Source organism: Gluconobacter sp. ESL1110, from assembly GCF_058107395.1.
This window is the reverse complement of the sequence record NZ_JBYLUK010000007.1, coordinates 788,678-812,341: the sequence shown is the minus strand read 5'-3', so window position 1 is coordinate 812,341 and position 23,664 is coordinate 788,678. Positions and strand designations below refer to the sequence as shown.

General features: G+C 57.1%; 24 protein-coding genes. 6 read left to right on the top strand and 18 right to left on the bottom strand.

Features of this window, described 5'->3' with window-relative positions:
* Positions 1 to 81: 81 nt before the first annotated feature.
* Positions 82 to 450, bottom strand: coding sequence for a hypothetical protein (locus AC3B6F_RS07865; RefSeq protein ID WP_426066763.1), 369 nt, complete (start codon positions 448 to 450; stop codon positions 82 to 84).
* A 106-nt stretch (positions 451 to 556) separates the two neighbouring features.
* On the opposite strand from AC3B6F_RS07865, the gene AC3B6F_RS07860 reads away from it, so the two are divergent.
* Positions 557 to 1,219, top strand: a complete 663-nt coding sequence (locus tag AC3B6F_RS07860; RefSeq protein ID WP_010503561.1) for a protein-tyrosine phosphatase family protein — start codon at positions 557 to 559, stop codon at positions 1,217 to 1,219.
* Between the two features lie 15 nt (positions 1,220 to 1,234).
* Here AC3B6F_RS07860 and AC3B6F_RS07855 read toward each other — a convergent pair whose 3' ends face one another.
* The 5 genes from AC3B6F_RS07855 to AC3B6F_RS07835 form a co-directional block, all read right to left on the bottom strand.
* Positions 1,235 to 1,765 (bottom strand): helix-turn-helix domain-containing protein, encoded by a 531-nt coding sequence (locus AC3B6F_RS07855; RefSeq protein WP_489823914.1) that lies wholly within the window; start codon positions 1,763 to 1,765, stop codon positions 1,235 to 1,237.
* 68 nt (positions 1,766 to 1,833) lie between these two features.
* The gene (gene lnt / locus AC3B6F_RS07850) at positions 1,834 to 3,363 is read right to left on the bottom strand and encodes an apolipoprotein N-acyltransferase (protein ID WP_489823913.1); all 1,530 of its coding nucleotides are present in this window, start codon (positions 3,361 to 3,363) and stop codon (positions 1,834 to 1,836) included.
* 53 nt (positions 3,364 to 3,416) lie between these two features.
* Positions 3,417 to 4,250, bottom strand: a complete 834-nt coding sequence (locus AC3B6F_RS07845; protein WP_023943927.1) for a GNAT family N-acetyltransferase — start codon at positions 4,248 to 4,250, stop codon at positions 3,417 to 3,419.
* Between the two features lie 74 nt (positions 4,251 to 4,324).
* Positions 4,325 to 4,858 carry a Fur family transcriptional regulator gene (locus AC3B6F_RS07840; protein WP_010503553.1) on the bottom strand — a complete coding sequence of 178 codons (534 nt, stop codon included), beginning with the start codon at positions 4,856 to 4,858 and terminating at the stop codon, positions 4,325 to 4,327.
* A gap of 100 nt (positions 4,859 to 4,958) precedes the next feature.
* A complete protein-coding gene (locus AC3B6F_RS07835) occupies positions 4,959 to 5,369 on the bottom strand; it encodes a Ros/MucR family transcriptional regulator (RefSeq protein WP_010503551.1) in 411 nt (136 codons plus the stop codon).
* 86 nt (positions 5,370 to 5,455) lie between these two features.
* Between AC3B6F_RS07835 and AC3B6F_RS07830 the strand changes: the two genes are divergently transcribed.
* On the top strand, positions 5,456 to 5,698 hold the full coding sequence (locus tag AC3B6F_RS07830; RefSeq protein ID WP_062025690.1) for a sulfurtransferase TusA family protein: 243 nt from the start codon (positions 5,456 to 5,458) through the stop codon (positions 5,696 to 5,698).
* Here the strand turns inward: AC3B6F_RS07830 and rimI are convergent.
* The 6 genes from rimI to AC3B6F_RS07800 form a co-directional block, all read right to left on the bottom strand.
* Positions 5,688 to 6,128 (bottom strand): ribosomal protein S18-alanine N-acetyltransferase, encoded by a 441-nt coding sequence (rimI, locus tag AC3B6F_RS07825; RefSeq protein ID WP_489823912.1) that lies wholly within the window; start codon positions 6,126 to 6,128, stop codon positions 5,688 to 5,690. The genes AC3B6F_RS07830 and rimI overlap by 11 nt on opposite strands.
* Entirely contained in the window at positions 6,125 to 6,736 is a 612-nt protein-coding gene (tsaB, locus tag AC3B6F_RS07820; protein ID WP_489824010.1) for a tRNA (adenosine(37)-N6)-threonylcarbamoyltransferase complex dimerization subunit type 1 TsaB, read from the bottom strand. Before tsaB ends, rimI begins: the two co-directional genes overlap by 4 nt.
* A 5-nt stretch (positions 6,737 to 6,741) precedes the next feature.
* Positions 6,742 to 7,380: a malonic semialdehyde reductase gene (locus tag AC3B6F_RS07815; RefSeq protein WP_489823911.1), complete on the bottom strand. Its 639-nt coding sequence runs from the start codon at positions 7,378 to 7,380 to the stop codon at positions 6,742 to 6,744.
* Between the two features lie 3 nt (positions 7,381 to 7,383).
* On the bottom strand, positions 7,384 to 7,947 hold the full coding sequence (locus tag AC3B6F_RS07810; RefSeq protein WP_026017565.1) for a NifU family protein: 564 nt from the start codon (positions 7,945 to 7,947) through the stop codon (positions 7,384 to 7,386).
* 96 nt (positions 7,948 to 8,043) lie between these two features.
* The gene (locus AC3B6F_RS07805) at positions 8,044 to 9,396 is read right to left on the bottom strand and encodes an ATP-binding protein (protein WP_489824009.1); all 1,353 of its coding nucleotides are present in this window, start codon (positions 9,394 to 9,396) and stop codon (positions 8,044 to 8,046) included.
* Between the two features lie 20 nt (positions 9,397 to 9,416).
* A complete protein-coding gene (locus AC3B6F_RS07800) occupies positions 9,417 to 10,184 on the bottom strand; it encodes a response regulator (protein ID WP_023943939.1) in 768 nt (255 codons plus the stop codon).
* A gap of 163 nt (positions 10,185 to 10,347) precedes the next feature.
* On the opposite strand from AC3B6F_RS07800, the gene fbaA reads away from it, so the two are divergent.
* Complete coding sequence (gene fbaA / locus AC3B6F_RS07795) at positions 10,348 to 11,421, top strand: class II fructose-bisphosphate aldolase (protein WP_062017820.1); 1,074 nt, start codon at positions 10,348 to 10,350, stop codon at positions 11,419 to 11,421.
* 42 nt (positions 11,422 to 11,463) lie between these two features.
* Here the strand turns inward: fbaA and AC3B6F_RS07790 are convergent, their stop codons facing one another.
* Positions 11,464 to 13,041: an efflux transporter outer membrane subunit gene (locus AC3B6F_RS07790; RefSeq protein ID WP_489823910.1), complete on the bottom strand. Its 1,578-nt coding sequence runs from the start codon at positions 13,039 to 13,041 to the stop codon at positions 11,464 to 11,466.
* A 98-nt stretch (positions 13,042 to 13,139) separates the two neighbouring features.
* On the opposite strand from AC3B6F_RS07790, the gene AC3B6F_RS07785 reads away from it, so the two are divergent.
* Positions 13,140 to 13,808: a TetR/AcrR family transcriptional regulator C-terminal domain-containing protein gene (locus AC3B6F_RS07785; protein WP_489823909.1), complete on the top strand. Its 669-nt coding sequence runs from the start codon at positions 13,140 to 13,142 to the stop codon at positions 13,806 to 13,808.
* Here the strand turns inward: AC3B6F_RS07785 and AC3B6F_RS07780 are convergent.
* From AC3B6F_RS07780 to AC3B6F_RS07765, 4 genes are all read right to left on the bottom strand, one after another.
* A complete protein-coding gene (locus AC3B6F_RS07780) occupies positions 13,802 to 15,376 on the bottom strand; it encodes a DHA2 family efflux MFS transporter permease subunit (protein WP_023943943.1) in 1,575 nt (524 codons plus the stop codon). The two genes, AC3B6F_RS07785 and AC3B6F_RS07780, sit on opposite strands and share 7 nt — an antisense overlap.
* Complete coding sequence (locus tag AC3B6F_RS07775) at positions 15,373 to 16,470, bottom strand: HlyD family secretion protein (protein ID WP_062017814.1); 1,098 nt, start codon at positions 16,468 to 16,470, stop codon at positions 15,373 to 15,375. The genes AC3B6F_RS07780 and AC3B6F_RS07775 overlap by 4 nt, the downstream gene beginning before the upstream one ends.
* 244 nt (positions 16,471 to 16,714) lie before the next feature.
* Positions 16,715 to 18,157, bottom strand: a complete 1,443-nt coding sequence (locus AC3B6F_RS07770) for a UdgX family uracil-DNA binding protein (protein ID WP_489823908.1) — start codon at positions 18,155 to 18,157, stop codon at positions 16,715 to 16,717.
* Positions 18,157 to 19,389 carry a putative DNA modification/repair radical SAM protein gene (locus tag AC3B6F_RS07765; protein ID WP_489823907.1) on the bottom strand — a complete coding sequence of 411 codons (1,233 nt, stop codon included), beginning with the start codon at positions 19,387 to 19,389 and terminating at the stop codon, positions 18,157 to 18,159. The genes AC3B6F_RS07770 and AC3B6F_RS07765 overlap by 1 nt, the downstream gene beginning before the upstream one ends.
* Positions 19,390 to 19,566: 177 nt before the next feature.
* On the opposite strand from AC3B6F_RS07765, the gene AC3B6F_RS07760 reads away from it, so the two are divergent.
* The gene (locus AC3B6F_RS07760; protein WP_023943947.1) at positions 19,567 to 21,042 is read left to right on the top strand and encodes a flagellin family protein; all 1,476 of its coding nucleotides are present in this window, start codon (positions 19,567 to 19,569) and stop codon (positions 21,040 to 21,042) included.
* A 123-nt stretch (positions 21,043 to 21,165) separates the two neighbouring features.
* Positions 21,166 to 21,579, top strand: coding sequence for a flagellar biosynthesis regulator FlaF (locus AC3B6F_RS07755; RefSeq protein WP_023943948.1), 414 nt, complete (start codon positions 21,166 to 21,168; stop codon positions 21,577 to 21,579).
* A 104-nt stretch (positions 21,580 to 21,683) separates the two neighbouring features.
* On the opposite strand, the gene AC3B6F_RS07750 is transcribed toward AC3B6F_RS07755, so the two are convergent.
* Complete coding sequence (locus tag AC3B6F_RS07750) at positions 21,684 to 23,645, bottom strand: M1 family metallopeptidase (RefSeq protein WP_023943949.1); 1,962 nt, start codon at positions 23,643 to 23,645, stop codon at positions 21,684 to 21,686.
* Positions 23,646 to 23,664: the final 19 nt, after the last annotated feature.

Below are 23,664 nucleotides of genomic sequence, written 5' to 3'. Positions count from 1 at the left end.
CCGGGGAAAAGGACTGGCTTCGCCCTAGCACACCAAAGGTTACGCAATCATGAAGACACCCCGTCAGGTCACAGCAGAAAACTAGTTCCCACTGTTCTGCCCATAAGAGACTTCCGTGTCTGGAACCGCCGGCCGTGGCGTAATGTCCGCCGTGTTTCCTCCAGGACCACCAGCCCCAAAGCTGACGCCTTCTGATGAGGGACTACTGGTCTCATGCGGACGGCTATCCTCACTCATGGCTCCCGGGGGCATAGGCATAACCGGCGCATCATCCGCATAAGACATACCGCTCGGATGAGGGCGGCGCCGGTGGTGATCTCCCCGATCCGGACCGGCCCCCGGTGGCGGCAACGCCGTCATGTCTGCGGCTGGGCCGTCAAACATGGAACCAACACCACATCCCCCCAGTGAAAGGCAGGACAACGTCAGGGAAAGAGAAAGCCAGCGCATACCACGATATTAGCATTTTTCCGGAGTTGACGCATCCCTGTTTGGAATGGGACACACCGCAGCCACACGCCTTTCACCCGGCACCCACAGTCAAGGAGAGATCCGCATGTTTGAAGGCCGCATTACCTCTGCCGCCGATCTGAGACGCGCCTGGTGGGACAGCCTGTTCGTAGACCACTCCATTTTCCGCCTCGGCTGGACGAACCTTTCAGAGGTCATTCCAGGGAAGGTGTGGCGCTGCAATCACCCAACCCCTTCTCGCCTGCGGAGGCTGACCCATCGCCTGCACCTGAAGACGCTGGTCAATCTGCGTGGACACCGCAAATGCGGTTCTGATGCACTGTCCCGCCGGGCCAGTCAGCAGGTTGGCCTGACGCATCTGGATATGGCCTTTGAAAGCCGCGGCGCTCCACACAAGGACCGTATCTTGCGCTTTTACGACATGTATCAGACGCTTCAGTTCCCCATGCTGATGCACTGCAAGTCCGGCGCAGACCGTGCGGGACTGGCCTCAGGGCTGGTGACCATGTTTGAAGGTGGAACCGCGACAGACGCCCTGAAGCAGCTTCACTGGCGCTTTGGTCATTTCAACCGTTCCAGAACCGGTATTCTGGACGCATTCTTTCTGCGTTACAGAGCCGAAGCTGAAGGCCGCCTGCCCTTCATGGACTGGGTCCGCACAGAATATGACGAAGATCGCCTCCGCGCGGATTTCAAAGCCGGAAAGATTTCGTCTTTCCTGAACGACAGTATTCTCCGCCGGGAGTAATCCGGCGGGGGCCTTTCAGGCCGCTTTATCGTCAGGTGCGCTAAGCGTCCGGATCAGATCCAGCATCCGCTTGCGGACAGACTGATCTGGAATGCGATAGTAAGACCTTACAAGATCAACCGTCTCCCGACGGCTGAAAAGCGCGGCTTCATCAACTGGAAGATCAAAAAGGCGCGGCGGGGCGGGAGCCGCACCCTTCGGAGGCGGACCACCAAACGTCGCCTGTGTTTCCGCAAATCCGGCCCCAAAGGCAGGAGCAGGGGAAGCCGCAGGTTTGGGGGTACCATCCTGCATGTCATCAAAGAAAAAGCCGATTGGCACGTCCAGAATACGCGCCAGATCGTATAAACGGCTGGCACCAACACGGTTGGCACCACGCTCGTACTTCTGAATCTGCTGGAAGGTCAGGCCAAGCGCCTCACCAAGCTTCTCCTGGGACAGTCCCAGAAGAGTCCGCCGAAGACGAATACGGTTCCCCACATGCACATCGACTGGCCCAGCAGCGGCGGCACTTTTCGGCTCGACCTTACCGTGACCGATTGTCATGTAGTTCCCTTCCCAATCAAGAAAGAGAAGGTAAATAAAACAACCCTAGATTGTCAATATTAACCTTTTTAACGCATTGCAACCAAGACTCTCTCACCCCGCCGACGCGGCCAGAAAGCCAGAAGAACACAGACAATCGACAGACCGAGCGGAATGGCGCGTCCATATCGGGAAAAGAGCGTGGGTGGCAGCGGAGACGGAATATTGCTGACCAGCACATCCGTCTTTCCCCACCCCAGTCTGGCTGTCTCACGCCCGGCTGCATCGTAAACTGCGGAAATGCCGGTATTGTTCGCGAAAACAACCGAAAGCCCCTCTTCAACAGCCCGCATCCGCCCGGTCGCCAAATGCTGGCGTGGGCCCGCACTGTCTCCATACCAGGCATCATTGGAAATAGTGACAAGCCAGTTCGGCCGATCATGAGGTGCAACAACGGAGCCCGAGAAGATGATCTCATAGCAGACCATCGGCCCCACCTTGCCAATATCCGGCATGGTCCAGGTTTTCAGTCCCGGCCCAGGCGTCAACACACCCGGCAGGATATTAAAGGGCAAAATCCAGGGCTGATATTCGCCAAACGGCACAAGACGGCTCTTGTCATAGATCGCAGCGATTTTCCCATCCTGGTCCACAACTTCGAGACTGTTATACCAGTGACCGTTTTCTTCACGGTCAGAGCCAATCATGGCCGGAGCACCACCCGCAGCATGTGCAATGATCTGCCGGGCAAGATCATCTTCATCCAGCAAGCCCGGAAAACCTGATTCCGGCCAGATCACAACACTCGGCCTATCGTCTCCCATCAGTCGAGCCTGTTGAACGCCCTGCGCCGTCATCCGGACATACCGACGGAAATTCTCGACGCTCTGTTTGTGGTCAATAATTTCTGCCTCGGGAACATTCCCCTGCACCAGAACAGCACGCGGATTGATGACCGGCAGCGGCTGCAAAATCGACAACCGCCAGAAACCTCCACCAACCCAGAGAACAGCACCAGCCAGAACCAGCAATGCCGCTCTCCGGCCACGGAAGATCGCAAGAGAGGCCAGAACCAGCACAAGGGTCAGACCATCCACACCCAGAACCGAAGCTGGCTGGATCAGCGCATCACCAAACCGCCCCGGAAGTTCCAGATCGCTTCCCAGCGGGTTCCAGGGAAAGCCGGAGAAGATCAGCACACGCCCCATATCCACAGCGGTCCAGCTCCCGCCGAACATCAGCACACGCCTCCAGCCCGCCGGAACCAGACGGCACAGAACAGCCGGAACCGCGATCAGTGGAGCAATAATCAGGGACACACCCGGGGAGGCAAACGGAACCACCCACCAGAATTCATGCACGCGTGTCAGGATAGCGTTTGTCAGCCAGTACAGACCTGCAGTGTGGAACCCCATCCCGAACAGGAAGCCATACAAAGCAGCGCCCTTCCAGGACGCAGCATCCTCAGCGGCGCGGTACAGGACCAGAAGCCCGAGGGGCAACGTGAAAAGTGCACAAACGGGCGGCAGAGACAGGGCCGCAAACGCCCCCGCCAGCACCATCAGGCCAGCAAGCCGCCAGCCATGAACAGGGAGCGTCGAAGTCATGAAGACGACCATCCATCAAAATGAAAAAACGGCCGAGCCATGTCAGCCCGACCGTTACAGGGATGTCAGGAGTCGAGAGCGTCCCGAAGGCGGCGCTCATAGTGACGGTAGTACTTGTCCGCCAGAAGCTCGCTTTTTACCAGAACGGCAACATCCGTCGTGTTGAACTGCTCGTCCACCACTGCACCGTCACCCACATATCCGCCCAGACGGAGATATCCCTTGATAAGCGGCGGCAGCTTATTCAGGCACGCACGATGATCAAGAGTGTGAGGATCGGTCCGCAGCATTTCCACATAACGGTCTGGCAGGGCGCGGATACGAAGAGCCGGCGGGGCCAGATGGTTGTGATGCAGATATGTCAGCTGGTCGGCCAGTGCATCCGGGTCTGTTCCGGGCAGACTTCCGCAGCCAAACAGCACATCAATCCGGTGAAGGAAAATATAGGACGCGATACCACGCCACAGAAGCTGCATTGCCGAACGACCACGATGCTCCCGCGCGACGCAGGAGCGTCCGACTTCCAGCAAACGTCCCGGAAATTCCGTCAGGGTCGAGATATCGTATTCGGAAGACGTATAAAAACGGCCAATCTTCTCGGCAGCATCAGAACGCAGCAGACGATAGGTGCCCACAACTCCTTCTGCACCCGACCCGATACTGTGATCGATGACGAGAAGATGATCCGCGACGTCGTCAAACTCGTCCACGTCGCGCTTGGTACGGAACGTACGCTCATCGGGATGAGCACCAAGCTCTTCAAAAAAGACCTTGTAACGGAGCGCCTGAGCCGCATCACGCTCGGCCTCAGTCTCCGCAATCCGCACCCCCAGAGACCCACCCCGAAGCTCCTGGAAGCCGCCATCGCGGTTCAGAGCCAACGTGGAGAGAGTCTCCATCTGCTTCAGCGTTTCTTCACTGCTGACGAGCGAATGGGCTGGCGCTGAGTTTTTATCCTCGGCCGAATTGGTGCTCATGTGTCGCTCTTGTTCCTGCTCTTGGGAAGCGGCCGCTTCGGGGTCTCTTTTTCGAGACGATGTCCGAACAGCTCAATACGGTGAGAAACGAGATCGAATCCAAGACGCTGTGCAATCTGCGTCAGGAGACGGACGGGCTCGTCATCTTCGAATTCGATGACCCGGCCGCTATCCACGTCAATGAGATGATAATGGTGGCCACTGTCGCTGGCTTCATAACGGGCACGCCCACCGCCGAAATCACGACGCTCAAGGATGCCCTTTTCTTCCAGCAGACGAACGGTGCGATACACCGTGGCCACAGAAATACGGCTGTCTATAGCCGATGCGCGGCGATACAGCTCTTCGACGTCCGGATGATCGTCAGCTTCAGACAACACATGGGCAATCACCCTGCGCTGTCCTGTCATTTTCAGACCATTCTCCACACAGAGGCGGGCAATGGGCGAATCATCCACAACGGCGGAACCAGCTGGCTTCCGACCTTGCGTGCGGGTGCGTCTGTCCGCGACTTTCGTATCTACGACCATAACAGCGGCCTAGCCGAAAAACGGACCATTTGTCCAATCAGAGATGCAAATAAAAATACCGGCTTCCTGCGGATGAGGGTCAGGAAGCCGGGAAACATGATCAATCGTCGTCGCGACGACGGCCGAGGCCGATCTTGCGAGCCAGGGAAGACCGGTGGCTTGCGTAGTTTGGAGCAACCATCGGATATTCCGGCGGCAGGCCCCAGCGCTCGCGGTATTCCTGCGGCGTCATGTTGTAAGCTGTCTTGAGATGACGGCGGAGCAGCTTCAGCTTCTTACCGTCTTCAAGGCAGATGATGTAGTCGGGGAATACCGACTTGCGAGGCGGCACAGCCGGGACTGGCTTCTCAGCCGGTACTTCTTCCTGCACATCAACATTCGCAAGGGAATCATGTACCGAGCGAATAAGACCCGGAAGCGCGTCAGCTCCGATGTCATGGCTGGATACATAAGCGGTAACGATCTGCGCAGTCAGGTGGCGCAGATCAAGGTCTGCTGTCTCTTGCGACATAATATAAAGTCCTTCATCCGGAAACGGGCAGTTCTCTATCAGTGAATTTTGACTACTATCAAGCAAAAACAAGGTGCAGACGAGACATGACAGAATATGAAATATTTCCACTCGACGTCAGAGACAAGCGTTGCCCAATGACGACTGTGTATGTTCGCACCCGTCTGGACTCCATGACTTCCGGCCAAAAACTCCGGGTTTTAATCAAAGGTGAAGAACCCAAGCGCAATGTTTCCACCGCCGTTCGAGCACTTGGACACCAGATAATAGACGAAACTCACGTTCAGGAAGATAGCGGTTTTTATTGTCTTCTGATTGTCAAATCTTAGAGGTCATGACGATGGCATCACTTCCATCCTGATAATAACCACGCCTTACGCCAGCCCGGACAAATCCACAGACCTCATAAAGCGCCATCGCAGTCGTGTTACTTACGGATACTTCCAGAAATATTTGACCTTTTGGAAAGATTTTCTCAATCAGCTGACGTCCCAATCCCCGTCGCTGAAAGCGGGGAGAGACAGCAAGTGTCAGGATTTCCGTTTCATCCAGAAGCGTTCTGGTCAGAATAAAGCCCGCAGGTTGCCCTTCCAGAGTCACAACCAGCGCTTCAGTTCCAGGGATGGAGAGCAACGAGGCAAACGCCGCCTCATTCCAGACTTCCCCGCCCTGAAAGGCTTCTTCATGCAAGGCCGCCAGCAAAGGCGCGCCGTCCACACCCAGATCCTGAAAGACCTGGTCCGGTTTTGCGGCTGTCATTGGGGAAGCGGGCGCAGTCCAGCCGCAGGCGGCTTTGCTTCCGGAGGATCAACATAAAGAGGGCCAAGAGGACCAGCCGTCTGCCCCTGCGCTGCACGGACGATTCCAAGCGCATCCGGAGCAACACAGGGGATCGTGGGACATTTCCACGAAGAGCGCTCCTGAAGTCCATCGCCCGCTATCGCAGAAAACACTGTCTCATCCAGATCGTCCGCAGAGATTGCGAAAACATCTCCATTCGGCGGGTCAACAAAGAACCGTCCCCGCCGCGCGAGACTGACACAGGCAACATCCGGCCGTCCAAGCGTCGCCCGGATCGCAGCGCCCAACGTGACGCCGATTGTCGGACAGTTCCACCCAGCGGCCAGTCCTGCGGCCAAAGACAGAGACGCCCGCAAACCCGTAAAAGATCCTGGCCCTATCACAGCAACGACCGCATCCGGAGCCTCGACCCACTGCCCGTCTTCAAGAAGGGATCTCAGGGCAGGCGCAAAATGCTCGGATGCGCCTCGTCCGGTCAGAAGCTTTTCCGCAACGACACGTCCGTCTTCAACAAGAGCAATAAGATTGGTCGTTCCCGTCCCTGCACCTGCGCCGTTGAAAACCACAGTCCTCACAGGCACAGACACGCCTCGCCGAAGTCCAGACGCGGGGCACGAGGCGCGGCATGGTCCGGATGAGGCTCGTTTTCTGCCGGGTAACCAAGACCAATCAGGAAATTTGCCCGCCATCCCGAAGTGGTTAGCAGCGCATCTTCGACCATGAACGAATCAAATCCCGACATTGGCATTGCAGAGAGGCCCAGCATCCGGGCAGCCAGAATGAGGTACCCCCCCTCCAGCGTACCATTCCGGAAAGCAGTTTCTTCCGACAGGCCGACATCTGCCGCAAACCAGTCCCGCAGCCCTTCATCACACCCAAGTCGGGGAAGCGTCTCAAAGAACAGCGGATCGTGGCAGACAACAACCAGAACAGGAGCCGACATGGCCCGTTCGACGTTTCCGGGAGACAGGGCAGGCCGAAGCCGCTCCCTGGCATCCTGCGTCGTCAAGAACACAAAGCGTCCCGGCGAGCAGTTCCCGGACGTCGGACCCAGCTTCACCAGATCGTACAAATGCCGCAACACGTCTTCCCCAACAGCCCGCGGGGAAAAAGCCCGTGGTGTGCGGGCCTGTGTAAACAGAACCTCGGCGCCCGGCATAGGGCCGGAACACGGGGTCTCCGTCACGGGGAGAGACGTCTGGTCGTCCATAAATCAGTCCTCGACCTGCTCGACAGACTGCACTTCCGGCACATAATGACGGAGCATGTTCTCAACACCATGCTTCAGCGTCGCGCGGGAAGACGGACAGCCGGAACAGGCGCCCTGCATCGTCAGGTAAACAATTCCGTCCTTGTAGCCCCGGAAAGCAATATCGCCACCATCTCCAGCCACCGCCGGACGAACACGCGTATCCAGCAGATCGCGGATCCGAACCACAACGTCTGCATCTTCCGGCGCAACATCGTATTTCAGGGCTTCATCACCGCCAGCAAGCACAGCCTTGCCGCTCTCAAAGAACGTCGTGAGCGTGCTGAGCACGACCGGCTTCATGTCTCCCCAACTGACGTCGGGCGCCTTGGTGATGGAAACGAAATCGCTGCCCAGAAAGACGCGCTTGACGTCTGGAAGAGCAAAAAGCGTTTCAGCCAGCTCGGAACGACCTTCAGCAGCTGAGGCCTCTCCAAAATCGACCGTACGCGAATCTCCGGTTACGGGGCGTCCCGGAAGAAACTTCAGCGTAGCGGGATTCGGGGTATCTTCGGTTTCAATGAACATCGTCGTCATGTCCTCAGTGTCCAGTCCGTCCCTGACATGTGCCACTTCAGCCCTCGGCGCAAGGGTCTGGACCAATCCAGTCCCACTTCACGCCCCTCAAACCTGCGGTCGTGCGCTACCCGTCGGCTTCCGCGGCGGCGGCAGAACAATCGTCGCGCAGAGCCCACCGTACCCTTTCTCGGCATCACCCCGACCAAGACGCAAATAGCCGCCTTCCCGGGCGATTTCACGGGTCACAATGGCCAGTCCCAGCCCGATCCCGCCCGTCTGACGAGAGCGGGACCCTTCCAGACGGTAGAACGGCGTCAGAACACGCTCATATTCACTTTCGGGAATACCCGGACCATTGTCCTGAATGGCAATTTCTATGGAGTCATCGTCCCGCACCGTCAGCGTGGCCAGAACATTTCCCCCGTAATTCAGGGCGTTCTCAATCAGGTTGGACAGAACACGCTTGATTGCCAGGGGCCGGACTCGAACCAGCGCCCGATCCGGGCCTTCGTAGCGGGCATCTTTACCATGATCGGCATGGTCATCGACGAGCGTCGTTAGCGTAGCGACAATATTGATGGTCTTTGGTTTTTCTGGATCATCCGCACCTGCGAGATACGCGAGAATGCCATTCACCATCCCCTCCATCTCATCCAGATCCGACTCGATGGCGGCCTGCGCCTCCCCATCATTCAGAAAACCGCATCGAAGCCGAAGCCGTGTCAGAGGTGTTCGCAAATCGTGAGAAACGGCCGCCAGAGCCTGAGTCCGGTCATTGATGAGGCTCTGAATACGGCGCTGCATGGCGTTGAGGGCGCGCGCAACACCCCGGACTTCCCTCGGACCACGCTCCGCAAGCGGCACCCAGGTTTCATTGGAACCAATCTTGTCCGCAACGGATGCCAGAGCTCGCAAGGGCATACTCAGGCCACGAATGAGCATGGTCGCCGCGATTGCCACGGCACAGGCTGCAATCGCGGCGGAGGCCAGACCACGTGTGAAATGATGTCGTCCCAGCAGCCCCGGAACCCGGAAATGGATGTAACTTCCATCCGGAAGGCGCTCGGTTCCCAGCACGTCGGGTGATCCGCTTCCCAGCGTATAGAGATCAAGCTGGGCCTGAGCGAGGATGGGGTCATCCTTGATCAGCCGCTTCGTCAGGTCCAGCAGGACCTGCGGTCGATGTCCCGGCAGCCGCGGCATGGATGTCGCGGGCTGCCAGGCGACGCTCAGTTCGCTTCCCGAAAGCATAACCGCCAGAAAGGAGCGCTGCGTAACAGGTGCAGCAGCCAGCACACGCAAGTTGGTGCTCAGCCCTTCTCCAAGCTGTGCAATCCGCACGTCATCAACAATGTAGGTTTCAGCCTCGCCATAAAAAACGGCATTGGCGAGGAACACCAGTGTGACCGCTACGGTCAGGACGACGCAGACACGCCCGACCAGCCCCAACGGCCACAGCAGGATCCGATTCTGAATATTCAGACCCGTTCGACCTCAGCCACGAAGATATAGCCCAGCCCCCTTACCGTCCGGATAAGCTGGTCCGCATCAGAACCTAGCTTACGGCGCAGACGGCTGACGAGAACGTCGATACTGCGATCCGAGACATCACCCAGACGGGTACGGGACAGTTCCAGCAGACGATCACGGGCAATGACGCGCTGGGGATTGTCGAGGAAGCTGGTCAAAAGATCGTGTTCAGCTCCGGAGATATCGACCGTCGCACCGCTTGGATCAGTCAGTTCACGGCGACGGAGATCGAGCGTCCAGCCCGCAAACTGTAATTTTTCGCGCCGAACCTTCTCCGGTGCTGTCGTGCCGGGAGTGCCTCGTCGCAGGACCGCACGGACACGAGCCAGCAGTTCACGCTGACCAAAAGGCTTGGGCACATAATCGTCTGCACCGGTCTCAAGCCCCATGACACGGTCACGCTCTTCACCACGGGCCGACACCATGATGATGGGAACCTGTGATGGCGGCGTCTCATCAGGATGACTTGCCCCTTGGCCACTACGCAGCGCACGGCACAACTCTATGCCGTTCGTACCAGGGAGCATGATGTCCAGAATAATGAGATCGACCGGAGCTACCTCAAGGGCGGCCCACATCTCGTCACCACTGGCGACACCACGGGCGCGGAAACCGCCGCCCTGCAATGCACGCAGAATGAGGGTACGCATACCTGCGTCGTCTTCAACGACGAGGATGCGAGCGGGAAGATCGGGGTCTGAAAGATTTGGCACCATACTTTTCCATAATCTCAGCGGGGCAAACACTACAAGCAACAAATCTGGGCTGGAACTGTTCCCTTATCTTGAGCGCTCATGACGGAAAGATTTTTCTGCCTTACAATACATGAAACGCAGGGCCAGCCTAATCAGGGTTCCTGCCATTCGACCGGAGTCTCTCATGACAAGCGTTTCTCCCGGCGTCGTAACAGGCGCCGATTATAAAACTCTTCTTCAGGCATGCAGGGATGGCGGATATGCCCTCCCCGCCATTAACGTCGTTGGAACCAACAGCGTCAATGCCGTTCTGGAAGCCGCCGCAGCCAACAGGTCCGATGTCGTCATTCAGGTCTCAAATGGCGGGGCCCGCTTCTTCGCCGGCGAAGGCTTGCCGGATGCCCATCGCGCCCGTGTTCTTGGCGCAGCCTCAATGGCGCATCACGTTCATCTTCTGGCGAAAGAATATGGTGTCGCCGTCATTCTTCATACCGATCACGCTGATCGCAAGCTTATTCCCTGGCTTGAGGACCTGATTACCCTCAGCGAAGCCGAGTTCAAGGCTCAGGGCCGCCCGCTGTTTTCATCCCATATGCTCGACCTGTCCGCCGAAACACTTGATGACAATCTGGCTCTCTCCCAAAAACTTCTGACGCGCCTTGCCCCCCTTGGCATGGGTCTGGAAATCGAACTGGGCGTCACGGGCGGCGAGGAAGATGGCGTCGGCCATGATCTGGAGGAAGGTGCGGACAATGCGCATCTCTATACCCAGCCGGAAGACGTGCTGAGAGCCTGGGAACTGCTCTCGCCTATTGGCATGGTCTCCATCGCCGCGTCTTTCGGCAACGTTCATGGCGTTTACAAGCCAGGTAACGTCAAACTCCGTCCGGAAATCCTGAAGAATTCACAGGATGCCGTACAGAAAGCTACAGGAAGCGGGCCGAAGCCCCTGCCGCTGGTCTTCCATGGCGGGTCCGGTTCCAGTCTGGAAGAAATCCGGGATGCCGTGGCTTACGGCACCTTCAAGATGAATCTGGATACAGATATCCAGTTCGCTTTCGCTCACGGCGTCGGCTCTTATGTCAGCGCGCATCCGGTTGCCTTCCAGCACCAGATCGACCCCGCGACAGACAAGCCTATGAAGTCCCTTTACGATCCTCGCAAATGGCTCCGCGCAGGCGAAAAATCCGTTACGGAGCGTATGGGCGAGGCTTTCGAAATCCTCGGCTCAAAGGGCAAATCCATCGCCCGAAGCTGAAACAGCCCCGGGAGATAACCCTCCAAACTCTGGCGCCGGGTCTCAGGGACCCGGTGTTGCGGAAGCAAGCTTCGTTCTGGTGACATCCTGCGCTGCCGGAACGACATCTTCCCAGCCGCCGCCAAGGGCGTTGTAAAGACGGGCCAGATTGGTCGCGACCGTTGCATCGCTCTCGGCAAGGCTCATCTGGGCGGACTGAAGCTGACCCTGCGCATTCAGCACATTCAGGTAGTTGGTCAGACCACTACGATACTGGCTTTGAGCCAACTGGAGCGCCTTGCGGTTATCGTTCACCGCACGCTCCAGACCCTGATGACGAAGCTGCTCGTCACGATAGGCAATCAGGGCATTATCAACGTCATGCCAGGCCTGAATGACCGTCTGCTGATAGGAAATCGCCGCAGCTTTCTGCGCATATTTCTTCAGCTCAAGCTGGCCGCGCAGACGTCCACCCTGGAAAATCGGCAGGGAAATGGACGGCCCGACATTCCATGCCCGGGCATTCCAGAACCCGAGATCCCGGAAGGACAGGGTCTGGAAACCGAAATCCGCATTGATGGTGATCTTCGGATAGAAGTCCGCTGTCGCCTCACCCACTTCTGCTACGGACGCGCGCAGTTTGGCTTCGGCTTCCCGGATATCGGGACGGCGATGAGCCAGTTCAGACGGAAGACCGACAGGCACCACCGGCGGCACAACCGGGATACCGGCGTTCTTCTCGAGTTCCGCGTTCAGGCTGCCCGGAGGCGCGCCGAGCAGGAGGGCCAGGGCATTCTCTTCCTGCGCGATACTCTGCTGAAGCTGGGCTGCCTGTGCTTCGGTATCGTGCTGACGGGCCTGCGCAGAATCCACATCCACTTCCGTCACCAGACCGCTGTGATAGCGGCTCTGGGAAATATCCACGATCTGCTTCAGCGTTGCGAGGTTATCCTGAAGCACTTGAAGGCGCTTCTGGTCTCCCCGCAGGCCCATGTAACCGCGCGCCATATCGGCCTGCTGGGCAATCAGGACTGACCGGCGTTCCTCATCCGTCGCCTGAAGATCTGCTTTCGCAGCATCATACTGATGCGCGACACGGCCCCACAGGTCGATTTCATAACTGGCATCAATGGAGGTTTTCCACTGATTGAGCAGCGGAATTGTGGCACCACTGGCGGCACCGCTCAAAATGCTGCTGCCCTGATCACCAAGAAGCCCATTATCGGATTTGGCAATACTGCCCCCTACCCGGCTGATGATCTCCTGCATCTGCTTTGTGCTGAACTGGCTGCGGGTATAGGAACCAGAAGCACTCAGCCCAGGAAAGCGTTCGGCACCCGCCATCAGAAGCTGTGCACGGCTCTGCGCCAGATTGGCCGTCGCAAGGCGGAAGGACAGGTTCTGCTGAACCAGGCGGTCTTCCAGAGATGCCAGTTCCGGATCGTTGAAGACCGTCCACCACTTGCTGGCGGCCTGGGCTTCACTTGTCACACTCTCAGGCGCGCCAGCTGTATGGTCGGCATAATGCGCGGGCGACCAGGGGTGTGGTTCATGATATTCCGGTCCAACCCGCAGGCAACCGGACAAAGCGACGAGGGCGCAGCCTGACAGCAGCGCGCGGGACAGAAAGGCTGCGCTCACAAAGAAACTCCTGATACGGAAATGATCTTGCGGTGACCGACCAGTTCGGTCAGCATAATGGAGACGGTAGAAGAACCACAAAAGGACCCTGTCCCCTCATGACCAGCACCCCTGTCCCCCGCACCCAGAACACGCCTGACGAAACCAGCGCGTCTGTGTGCCAGTTGCGCGCCAAGCGCGAGCAGATCCTGCAGGGGGCGGAAAAGGTTTTTCTGGCGAGTGGATACGAAGGCGCGTCCATGTCCCAGATTGCCAGAGAGGCTGGCGTTTCGAAAGGCACGCTTTACAATCATTTTGATGGCAAGGCGTCCCTGTTTTCTGCGTTTTTCGAAGAACGTAGCAAGACTAAACTTGCCGCCATCGAGGCCATCTCGCGTGAAGACGGGCAGGATGTTCACACTGTCCTGCGGCGCCTCACGGAAAGCGCCATCAAGATGATGCTCAACCCCACTTCCATGGATCTGTACCGCATCATTGTTGGCGAGGCAGGAAAATTCCCCAATCTGGCCGATGCGTTCTGGCGCTATGGTTTCGGGCGCACCCTGCACAATCTGGCGGACTGGCTCCGCCGTCGCAGCGATGCGGGAGAGCTTCACATCGAAGATCCTGAATTCGCGGCCGAGCAGCTCATGATCCTGTGTCAGGCCCGCATCGTTCATCGTCGTCGCCTCATGCTGCAGGTCGATGACAGCCCGGAAGCGATCAGCCTTCTGGCGAACAGGACAGCAGATTCGTTCATGAAAATGTACGGTCCCCGTCATCAGTGACCCCCAGCCGGTTCCGTTTTCTTCGTGCTGTTGGGTGACAGCAGGAAGCAAAGCGGAACCACGAACATCGCGATGATACCGATCCACCGGAATACTTCGTTGTAAGCCAGCATCGAGATCTGCGATGTGAACTCTGCAAACAGGCGGTGAATTGCAAACGTATGCGCAGCAGCAGGTGTGAGGCCATGCGCTTCCCCCACGGCCTGCGCCTGATTGATATAGTTCGTAAACTCCTGCCGTCCCGGGGTCATGTTGTCGGTCACATAGGTCTGGTGCCGCTGTCGGGTCTCGATAATCGCCGCCGTAGCCAGAGAAATGGCCATGGATCCCACATAGTTTCGCGCCATACTGAAGAGCGCCGATGCGTCCGAGTTCAGTTCTCGCGGCAGAGTAGAATAGGCGATCGTGGAGATCGGCACGAACAGGAACGCGAGTGAGGCCGTCTGGGTGATGCGGTAGAAGACCAGATGTCTGAAATCAATCCCGGCATACAGGTTGGCCGCCTGGAACATGGCCATGCCCATGAAGAAAAATCCAAATGCGATCAAATAACGCAACTGGATGAACTTCATCAGTCGTCCCACAAAGGGGATGAGAATGATGATCGCTACACCGCCCGGTGCAAGCAGAAGCCCTGACGTTGTCGCCGTGTAGCCGAGAACCTGCTGCGCAAACTGCGGAACAATGATCGCGGAGGAATAAAGCGTCGCACCGACCATCGAGATCAGGAACATGCCTGTCGCGAAGTTACGATCTTTCAGAACCGTCAGCTTCACTAGCGGATCCTTGGCATAGCACAGCCAGACAATCGCACCGAGAACGCCGATCACGCCCAGAACAGCCATGGTGATGATGAAGTTCGATCCGAACCAGTCATCATCCTCGCCACGGTCAACCATGACTTCCAGACAGCCCAGCCCCAGCGTAATGAGGCTGATACCAATCACGTCGATTTTCTCGCGCTTCTGCTTCTCCCATGGCGGATCTTCCACGAAAGCCGTAACCGCCATGACTGTCAGGATACCGAACGGAACGTTGACGAAGAAAATCCAACGCCAGGAGAAATTGTCCGTCAGATAGCCACCCAACATCGGACCGAGAACCGGACCAACGATGGTCGCAATAGCCGTCATGCCAAACGCTGCGCCGCGTTTTTCGGGCGGGAAGGTATCCAGAATGATGGACTGCTGGCTCGGCTGTAGCCCGCCACCAAAAAATCCCTGCATCAGACGGAAAACGACGAGCATGGGCAGCGATGTCGCCAATCCACACAGGAAGGACGACACCGTGAACATGGTGATACAGATGAGAAAGTATCGTTTCCGCCCGAACAGCCGCGAGAGCCAGCCGGAAATCGTCAGAACGATACCGTTTGCCACCAGATAGGACGTCAGCGCCCAAGTGGCATCGTCATAGGAACTGCCGAGCGATCCCGCGATGTGTGGCAGCGCCACGTTGACGATGGTGGTGTCCAGCACCTCCATGAAGGCCGCCAGCGTGACCGTAATGGCCACAAGCCACGGATTATGACTGGGTTTCCAGTCCTGATGCCCGGCAGTATCGCTCATTTTACGTAGACCGTGGGAACAACAGACATACCAAGAGCCAGCGGCAGATGAGGATCAAGACCACTGTCGATCAGGATCTTCACCGGAATACGCTGAACCGTCTTCACAAAGTTACCCGTCGCATTTTCCGGCGGGAACGTGCTGAAGGATTCACCCGAGCCAAGCTGAATGGAATCCACATGGCCCTGAAGCTTGAGCTGCGGATAGGCATCGACTTCGATATCCACCTTCTGGCCCGGACGCATATGCGTCAGCTGCGTTTCCTTGTAGTTGGCGACAACCCAAACTTCCGGCTCAACAATAGAGAACATCTGCTGTCCGGTCTGAACGAAGTTGCCACGCTCGACGCTACGCTGGGATACCCAGCCATCGTTCGGCGCGCGAACCTGCGTCCATTCCATATTCAGTTCCGCCTGCTCCAGAGAGGCCTTGGCAGAATCAAGATTGGCCTGCTCCTGAGTGACACGCGCATCAGCATTGGCAACATTCGCCTTGACCGGCTCAGCCTGCGTTAACTGGCCCTGCGCCTGAACAACACGGGCGCGGGCTTCTTCAAGCGCTGCACGAGCGTAGTCAATGTCCTGCTGCGATGTCGCGGCGCGAGCCACACTCCGCTGCCGCTTGTAGTCCGCCTCGGCCTTCGTCAACTGAGCCTGTGCTGCCGCAAGATTACCCTGCGCTGTAACGAGCTGACCAGGGTAGTTCTTATGGGCGACTTCAACCATCAGCTGATAAGCCTGCATGTTGGCTTCAGCCTGGTGAATAGCCGCCTGAGCCTTATGAAGGGATGCCGCGTAGTCGCGGTCATCGATGGTCAGAAGCAGATCGCCACGATGAACATACTGGTTGTCGTTCACCAGAAGCTGGGTGACGTAGCCGTTCACATGCGGGGCAATGGCAACCTTGCGGCCTGCCGTATAGGCGTCGTCCGTCTCAATATTATTACGGGTCAGGAAAAGGTAGAGACCAATTCCGACCAGAACCAAAACAACCACCAGAATCAGAATAATCCTGACAAGTGGATTGCGCTTTTTCTGCGGTTTTCCGGACGCTCCGGACTGCTGGTCGGCCTGCGCCTGGTCGCCTTGCGCCATTATCGTCTCTCTCGCTTTAACGGGTCTGTCCGAAGTGACCGGCTGGAAGAGTACCCTGTAACGGGCCCATTGACCGATCGGTTCGGTCATCCATGACATATCGTCTCTCAGCCTTCAAGCCGGAAAAAACTGATGCGTTTCCTTTCTGGAGGGAACGCTTTTTCTTTTTCGTCGCAGCCTCACAAAAAGAAATTTTTCGCTCTTCAAGAAAGGGTCAGCGCAATCCTCTGACCATGTGTCTTTTTCAGAGAACACCCTTGATCTTACTCAGCCCGGCAATCAGGGCCTGACGCTCCCGCTCCGCCTGGTCTGTCGGTCCGAGACGGAGAATCCACGAAGGGTGGGCCAGAGTGAGATGCGCCCACCCCTCGCCTGCATGCTCTCGCAGGGTGCCACGGACGTCTTTCAACCGATCTGAGGGACCACTCACCGCTCGCAGAGCCGTTGCCCCAAGTGAGACAATCAGTCTCGGCTTCACCAGGGCAATTTCCCGCTTGAGCCATGGCTGACAGGCAGAAATATGCTCGACACCCGGTGTCTGGTGGATGCGCCGTCGACTGTTGACCGTAAATCGGAAATGCTTGACGGCGTTCGTCAGATAAAGCGCCTCGCGTGCCACACCGGCTTCCTCCAGACATCTCATCAAAAGCTGCCCGGCTGGTCCCACGAACGGACGACCTGCCAGATCTTCCTGATCTCCAGGCTGCTCCCCTACAATCATCACCTTCGCCGTTTCCGGCCCTTCTCCCAACACTACCTGTGTAGCGTGACACTGCAAAGAACAGGCCCGGCAGGCCCGAATATCCTGTGCAAGCTCCGTCATACTCCCGGGAACATGGGCCTGAATGGTGATAGCACTTTGTCTGGCCTGAATGGCCTGATGAAATTTTGGCGCAGGCAACGCTTCTCTCGCAGCCATTTCCGCAACACGCTTTTCAGCTTCCGCCACGAGCTGAGGAATCAGGGCGGCTTCCGGCAGATTCTTCCAGTACCGGCGTGGCATCTCATTTCGCATGGCTTTTGTGCGAACACGGGCCGGATTGAAAGTCGAGGCATAATAGGTCTGCCACAACTGTTCGACATTATCCTCAAGAGCCTGCTTTGCACACGGTGTAAACGAACAGTTCAGCGTGGTGCCATCCCAGCTTATGGAACCTCTTGGTGTCAGGATAAGCCAGTCCATGTCTGCGAAACGCTTGGCAAAAAAGGACGAGACCTTCTCCAGCACATGATGGTCCGGCTCGAACCATGACAGGAATCGTCGTCGACCGTTTTCGGTTGGATCCTGCTCCCGGAAACGGACAAATGCAGTCATTTTATGCGCGGCCCGGCGAACCTGCTGCACCATGCGCCGGGCCTGACCCACGTCCGGGTCAGTGGGAATGGACAGAAGATCCGGATCCTCCTGCAAACGCCAGAGCAAGCGATACGCCAGCGCGAACCGCTCCGGGCTGGAATGGCACAGAACATCTTTCAGGACAGCCAGATTGGAGGCTTTCAACCTGACGTCCCGTTTGATTTTCCCTACGAAAGACGTCGTCTCCGCACGGGAGAAAAGATCTGCGTCCTTTCCCTGCAACCGCCAAACAATCTGCTCAGGAGGAACATCACGCTGGAGGGCGGCCCGCGCCGTCTGGCGCCAGGGTTCGAACGCGCTGGTGTCTGCCAGAGTAACAACAACAGACATCAGAGAAGGCTCATCTGCTGCGGCGCGGGCAGGAACAGAGTTCGCAAATCCTGTCGATCTGTCAGGCGGGCCGGACTCCATCCGATTGCTTTCACAAACGGGCGCACCTTTTTAATGGACACATTCAGGCGTCCCAGATCTTCCAGACGGATCGCCCTGTGCTTCCGCGCCATCAGAAGAGCCTGAACGGTTTTCACCCCCAGACCGGGCACCCGGAGCAGCATTTCCTTGGGCGCCCGGTTTAAATCCACCGGAAACTGCGCACGATTATCCAAAGCCCAGGCAAGCTTTGGGTCGATTTCCAGATCCAGCATTCCACCGGGCCGGGATGCCGTCAGTTCTCCAAACTCAAAACCATAGAACCGAAACAACCAGTCGGCCTGATAAAGCCGATGCTCGCGCTGAAGTGGCGGACTGCGAACCGGCAGAATAGCGGATGCGTCCGGAATAGGACTGAACGCCGAGTAATACACCCGGCGCAATCCGTAAGAGCCATAAAGACCGGAACTGCTGGCCAGAACGTCCCGATCCGTCGCAGCATCGGCTCCGATAATCATCTGGGTGCTCTGACCACCCGGTGAAAACCGTGCTGCGCGGCGACCTGTATGCGTTTTTTCCTTTGCCGCATCGATCTTGAGCCGCATGTCTCCCATGGCACGCCGGATGCCACCTGCGTCTTTTTCAGGCGCATAATTCTTGAGGCCCGTTTCTGTCGGCATCTCGACATTGATGGAAAGGCGATCTGCGTAAAGACCTGCTTCTTCCAAAAGCTTGGGAGACGCATCCGGAATGGTCTTGAGATGAATATATCCCCGAAATCCATGCTTCAATCGCAGATCACGCGCGACCTGAACAAGCTGTTCCATGGTGTGATCGGAGGACTGAATGATTCCCGAGGACAGGAACAGACCCTCGATACAATTGCGCCGATAGAACTCCAGCGTCAGCCAGATTACTTCGTCTGGAGTGAAGCGGGCACGCTCTACGTTTGAAGAAGACCGGTTGATGCAATAGGCGCAATCATACACGCAGAAGTTGGTCAGCAGGATTTTGAGAAGCGAAATGCAGCGGCCGTCTGGCGTATAAGCATGGCAGATTCCGTTACCGGTTGTGGACCCAAGACCACCCGTTTTGGCAGAGTCCCGGCGCGTGGAACCACTGGATGCACAGGACGCATCATACTTCGCGGCATCGGACAGAATCGCGAGACGTTCGGACAGAGATTTCTTCATGCCATGTTCTTATTTCGTTCTTACTCATGAAATGCAAGAACTGCATGAAATTTACCGGTTGTTTGCCATTTTTCCGTCAGACCTCGTCATCGTTTTTTAACGATGCAGATTCAGGTTCCCTTAACCATTCAAAGACTATCGTGAAGGGGCAAAACTGCACCGACGGAGAATATCTCGATGTCCATGTCCATCAATACAAATACAGCCGCCATGTCGGCTCTTCAGGTCCTGAACCAGACGACGGACCAGCTGAGCAAGACGCAGAATGCTGTCTCCACAGGCAAGAGCGTCAGCTCCGCTTCTGACAGCCCGGCCATCTACGCCATTTCCCAGACGATGAACTCCCAGATCTCGGCTCTGTCCGGCGTCTCCACGGGTCTTCAGTTCGCTGGTCAGGTGCTCAGCACCGCCACGAAACAGGCATCCTCTATCTCTGACGTCCTGAGCAGCATGTCCGAAACGGTCACGAATGCTGCCAACAACGGCGAGAACCAGGACACGCTAAACTCCCAGCTGAGCAGCTATCTGTCTCAGATCGACGTTGCCACGTCCAACTCAACCTTCCAGGGCGTGAACCTGCTGTCCGGTTCTACCAGCAACAGCGTCAAGTACACGCAGATTTCCGCAGCGCAGGACATCAACGGCAACCTGTTCACGCTGAACGGTGCTGACGCCACGTCGACGGGTCTGGGCCTTCAGGGCCTGAGCACGGACATGAAGGGCGTCACGATTTCCACGAGCGGCATCACGGCGCTGGCTGGCACAGGTGCGACCGCTACGACGCTGACTCTGAAGAACCAGTCTTCCGCCGACAGCGCAAATGCAACCGCTTCCAACCCTGCCATCACGACATCTTTCGTGCTTGATTCCAAGCCGGGTGATGCCACGAATGGCGCCGCAACATCCATTGGAACTGCCATCGCAGCAGGCCTCACAGATAACACGACCTCGGTAACCGTCGGCTCCAACGGAGCCCTGACAATTGCTGGCGCCACGTCCAAGACGGCTTCTGACGGCACGACAACTTATTCTCTGACCAATGGCGACAGCATTACAGCCAAGGCTGATGCCAGCGGCAACATGACCTACAACATCGCCAAGGTTGGTGATCTGGATGCCAACGGCAATGCCAAGACGCTGACGCAGGTTGTCGATGTTGACGTCTCCGGCGCATCTTCCACCACCACGAAGAACGATCAGCTCTCCACGCTGGTAACAGCTCTTGGTAACGCTGGTTATGGTGCCCAGATGGCCAACGATGGCACCCTGACGATTGCTGGTGGCAACCTCGACGCAGCAGATGCAACGGCAACCACGCCGTCTGTCAGCCTGACAAACGCCACGGGAACCTCCACTGTTGCCACAACCTCTGGTACGGATGTTGTTCAGCTGGCTGTAACCGGCGCTATCAACAAGATGAGCCGCATTTCTTCCAGCATCGGTGTGGCCTCCAACACCGTTACGCAGCTTCAGACGTCCAACAGTACCCTGTCAGACGCTTTGACGACCGGCGTTGGCGCTCTGACGGACGCTGATCTTGCAGCGGAAAGCGCCAAGCTGACTTCTCTGCAGACGAAGCAGCAGCTGGCCATCCAATCCCTGTCGATTGCGAACTCGCAGTCCTCCAACATCATGTCGCTCTTCCGCGGCTAATGATGGTGGGGCACCGGTTCTTCCGGTGCCCCTCTTCGGACTGCTTCAGACGTTTTCCGGACGCATTCAGTGCTTTCACCGGAAAACATCTGAAACCGTCCTTTTGAAAAGGAGCCTCTTTTCGTGACCTACGGCATGTCACAGTACCAGAACCAGTCCGGCACTTATCTGCCTCCCCGTGAAGTGGAAGCCATGGCGTTCAGACACGTCAACGATCTGCTTTCCAAAGCCAAGACTCACTCTGACCGGCAGTCTGCCCTCTCTACAAACCTCAAGCTTTGGGGAATTCTGTTGCAAGGCGTGCAGCGCGTTGATTGCCCTCTGGACGAGATCCTGCGCAAGGACCTGACAACCGTTGGCACCTGGTCTATGCGCTACGCCAACGTAGCTCTGAATTCGGACACGCCTCTCAAGGCATTGATCGACATTAACGAGGACATGATCGAAGGTCTCTCGGCACCGACGCCAGTAGCGGCCGCTCCTGACGGAGCCTCCGCCCCTACCGAAGGGCATATGGCCATTCAAATGGTTGGCTGAGCGGTCCAACCCCTTTTGTAAAGAAAACCCCCTTCGCCATTTGACGAAGGGGGTTTTCTTTATTGTGACCCTGATACGCTTTCCACATCAGCGCCTGTCAAATTTTACTTCCGGTTATCAGCCCGGTCGATGTCCGGAATAACGTGATCCGGGTCCAACGTTACGGCCTTCACCGCACCGTGCGGTTCAAACGTCACCTTGAGATCGCTGGTCTGGCGCCATGCTTCCGTCGGGATACGACGGTCCACCACTGTACCATCCTGATATTCAACACGCAGAACAACCGGAAGAGGCAAGGTTCCGTAGTTGAAAACCTGAACGGATACGGGATCATTTCCATGCTGTTCAACCGCCCCCACAGCATAATCCGGGGCCGCATTGGTGAAATACCATCCACGCCAGAACCAAGAGAGATCCTCGCCTGCTTCGCTGCTCATCAGGCGGAAGAAATCGGACGGTGACGGATGATGGTAAGCCCAGACAGCAATATATCGACGAAAAGCCGCATCGAAGCGTACCGGTCCCAAAATCTGCTCCCGCAACAGTTTCAGACCATATGCGCCTTTGAAATAGGTTACACTGTGGCGGTACTTCTCTGAAATCTCGTCAGCACCCGTCATCAGGTTGGGCGCCCCCGGATCTGTCAGGACAGGAACAATATCCTGCGCAGGGTTACCCGTTTTCGGTGCAAACTCGGGGTCACGCTTGGGCGCAAACTCACCATTATGAAAATGATCTGAGGCGTAAGCGTCAATGAAAGTATTGAAACCTTCATCCATGAACGGATTTCGGCGCTCATCAGACCCGACGATCATCGGGAACCAGTCATGACCCAGCTCGTGCGTCGTGATCCAAAAGAGCTGCGGGTCACGGTCGCTCATGCCATCGAACACGATGCCTGGATATTCCATACCTGCACCGTGACCACCAAGATTAATGGCATTCGGCCAAGGATATTCATACCATTGAGACGAAAAGTACTCGATGGCGTGTTTCACATACTCCGTCGAACGATCCCAGCCATGCGGACCAATACCTTCACGCGGATAGACGGACATCGCCAGACGCGGAACCGCATGATAATTCGCCCAAGGCACAACAGGCGGAAGGTTGATGCGGGCGGCATCCCACAGAAACGCGGGAGAGGCCGTGAAAGCCACATCGCGGCTGTTGCGCATGACGTAATGCCAGGTCACGTCACCAGACTGCTTCAGATGACTCTTCGGGTCCGTAACGTCATCAATCGTGCGGATCATGACGCGACTATCGCTTTGGGAAGCCTGAGCCAGACGAGAGCGTTCTGTAGCAGTCAGCGTCTGCTCAGGATTCAGCAGAGCGCCTGATCCGACCAGCGTGAAGTTCCATGGCACCGTGACCGAGTAATCGAAGTTCCCATATTCCAGATAAAACTCCTGCCCCAGATACGGCAGCGTGTTCCATCCCGCACGGTCATCATAAACGCTCAGGCGCGGATACCACTGGGCGATTTCATAGATTTCGCCTTCGCGGGACGGCGTGACAGCCGTGCGGCCACCCCATTCGCCCGGAATGGTGTAATGCCAGTCGATCTTGACGAACGCGACGCCGTGGGAGTCCAGCATCCGAGGCAGACGAAGCTGCATGCGGGTATCGGATACCAGCGGTGTCACGTCGACTTCGCGTCCACCTTGCACAATCGACACATGCTCGATTTCCATCCCGGACGAATGACCGCCAGACGGAAACTTACCCCAGAACGACGCACGAGAGTCTTGCCGGTAAATGTTCTGGTCAAGCTGAACCCACAGGACGTCCAGAGCTTCGGGACTATTGTTTGTGTAGGTGATGGTTTCTGAACCATGCAGGACATGCGCCTGCGTATCGATCCGGGAACGAATCGTATAATCCGTACGGTTCTGCCAGTACTGTGGACCCGGCTGCCCGGAGCCCGACCGATAGACATTCGGAGCGTCCGGCAGAGTTAACGGAGCAAAGACTGGCGCTGGATCGGAGAGGGTTTTAGCGGAAAGAGCGGCTGGAACCAGCACGCCTCCCAAAAGCGGCAAGAGGAAAAGGCGTGCGTGCATCCGGACTATGATCTCCGCT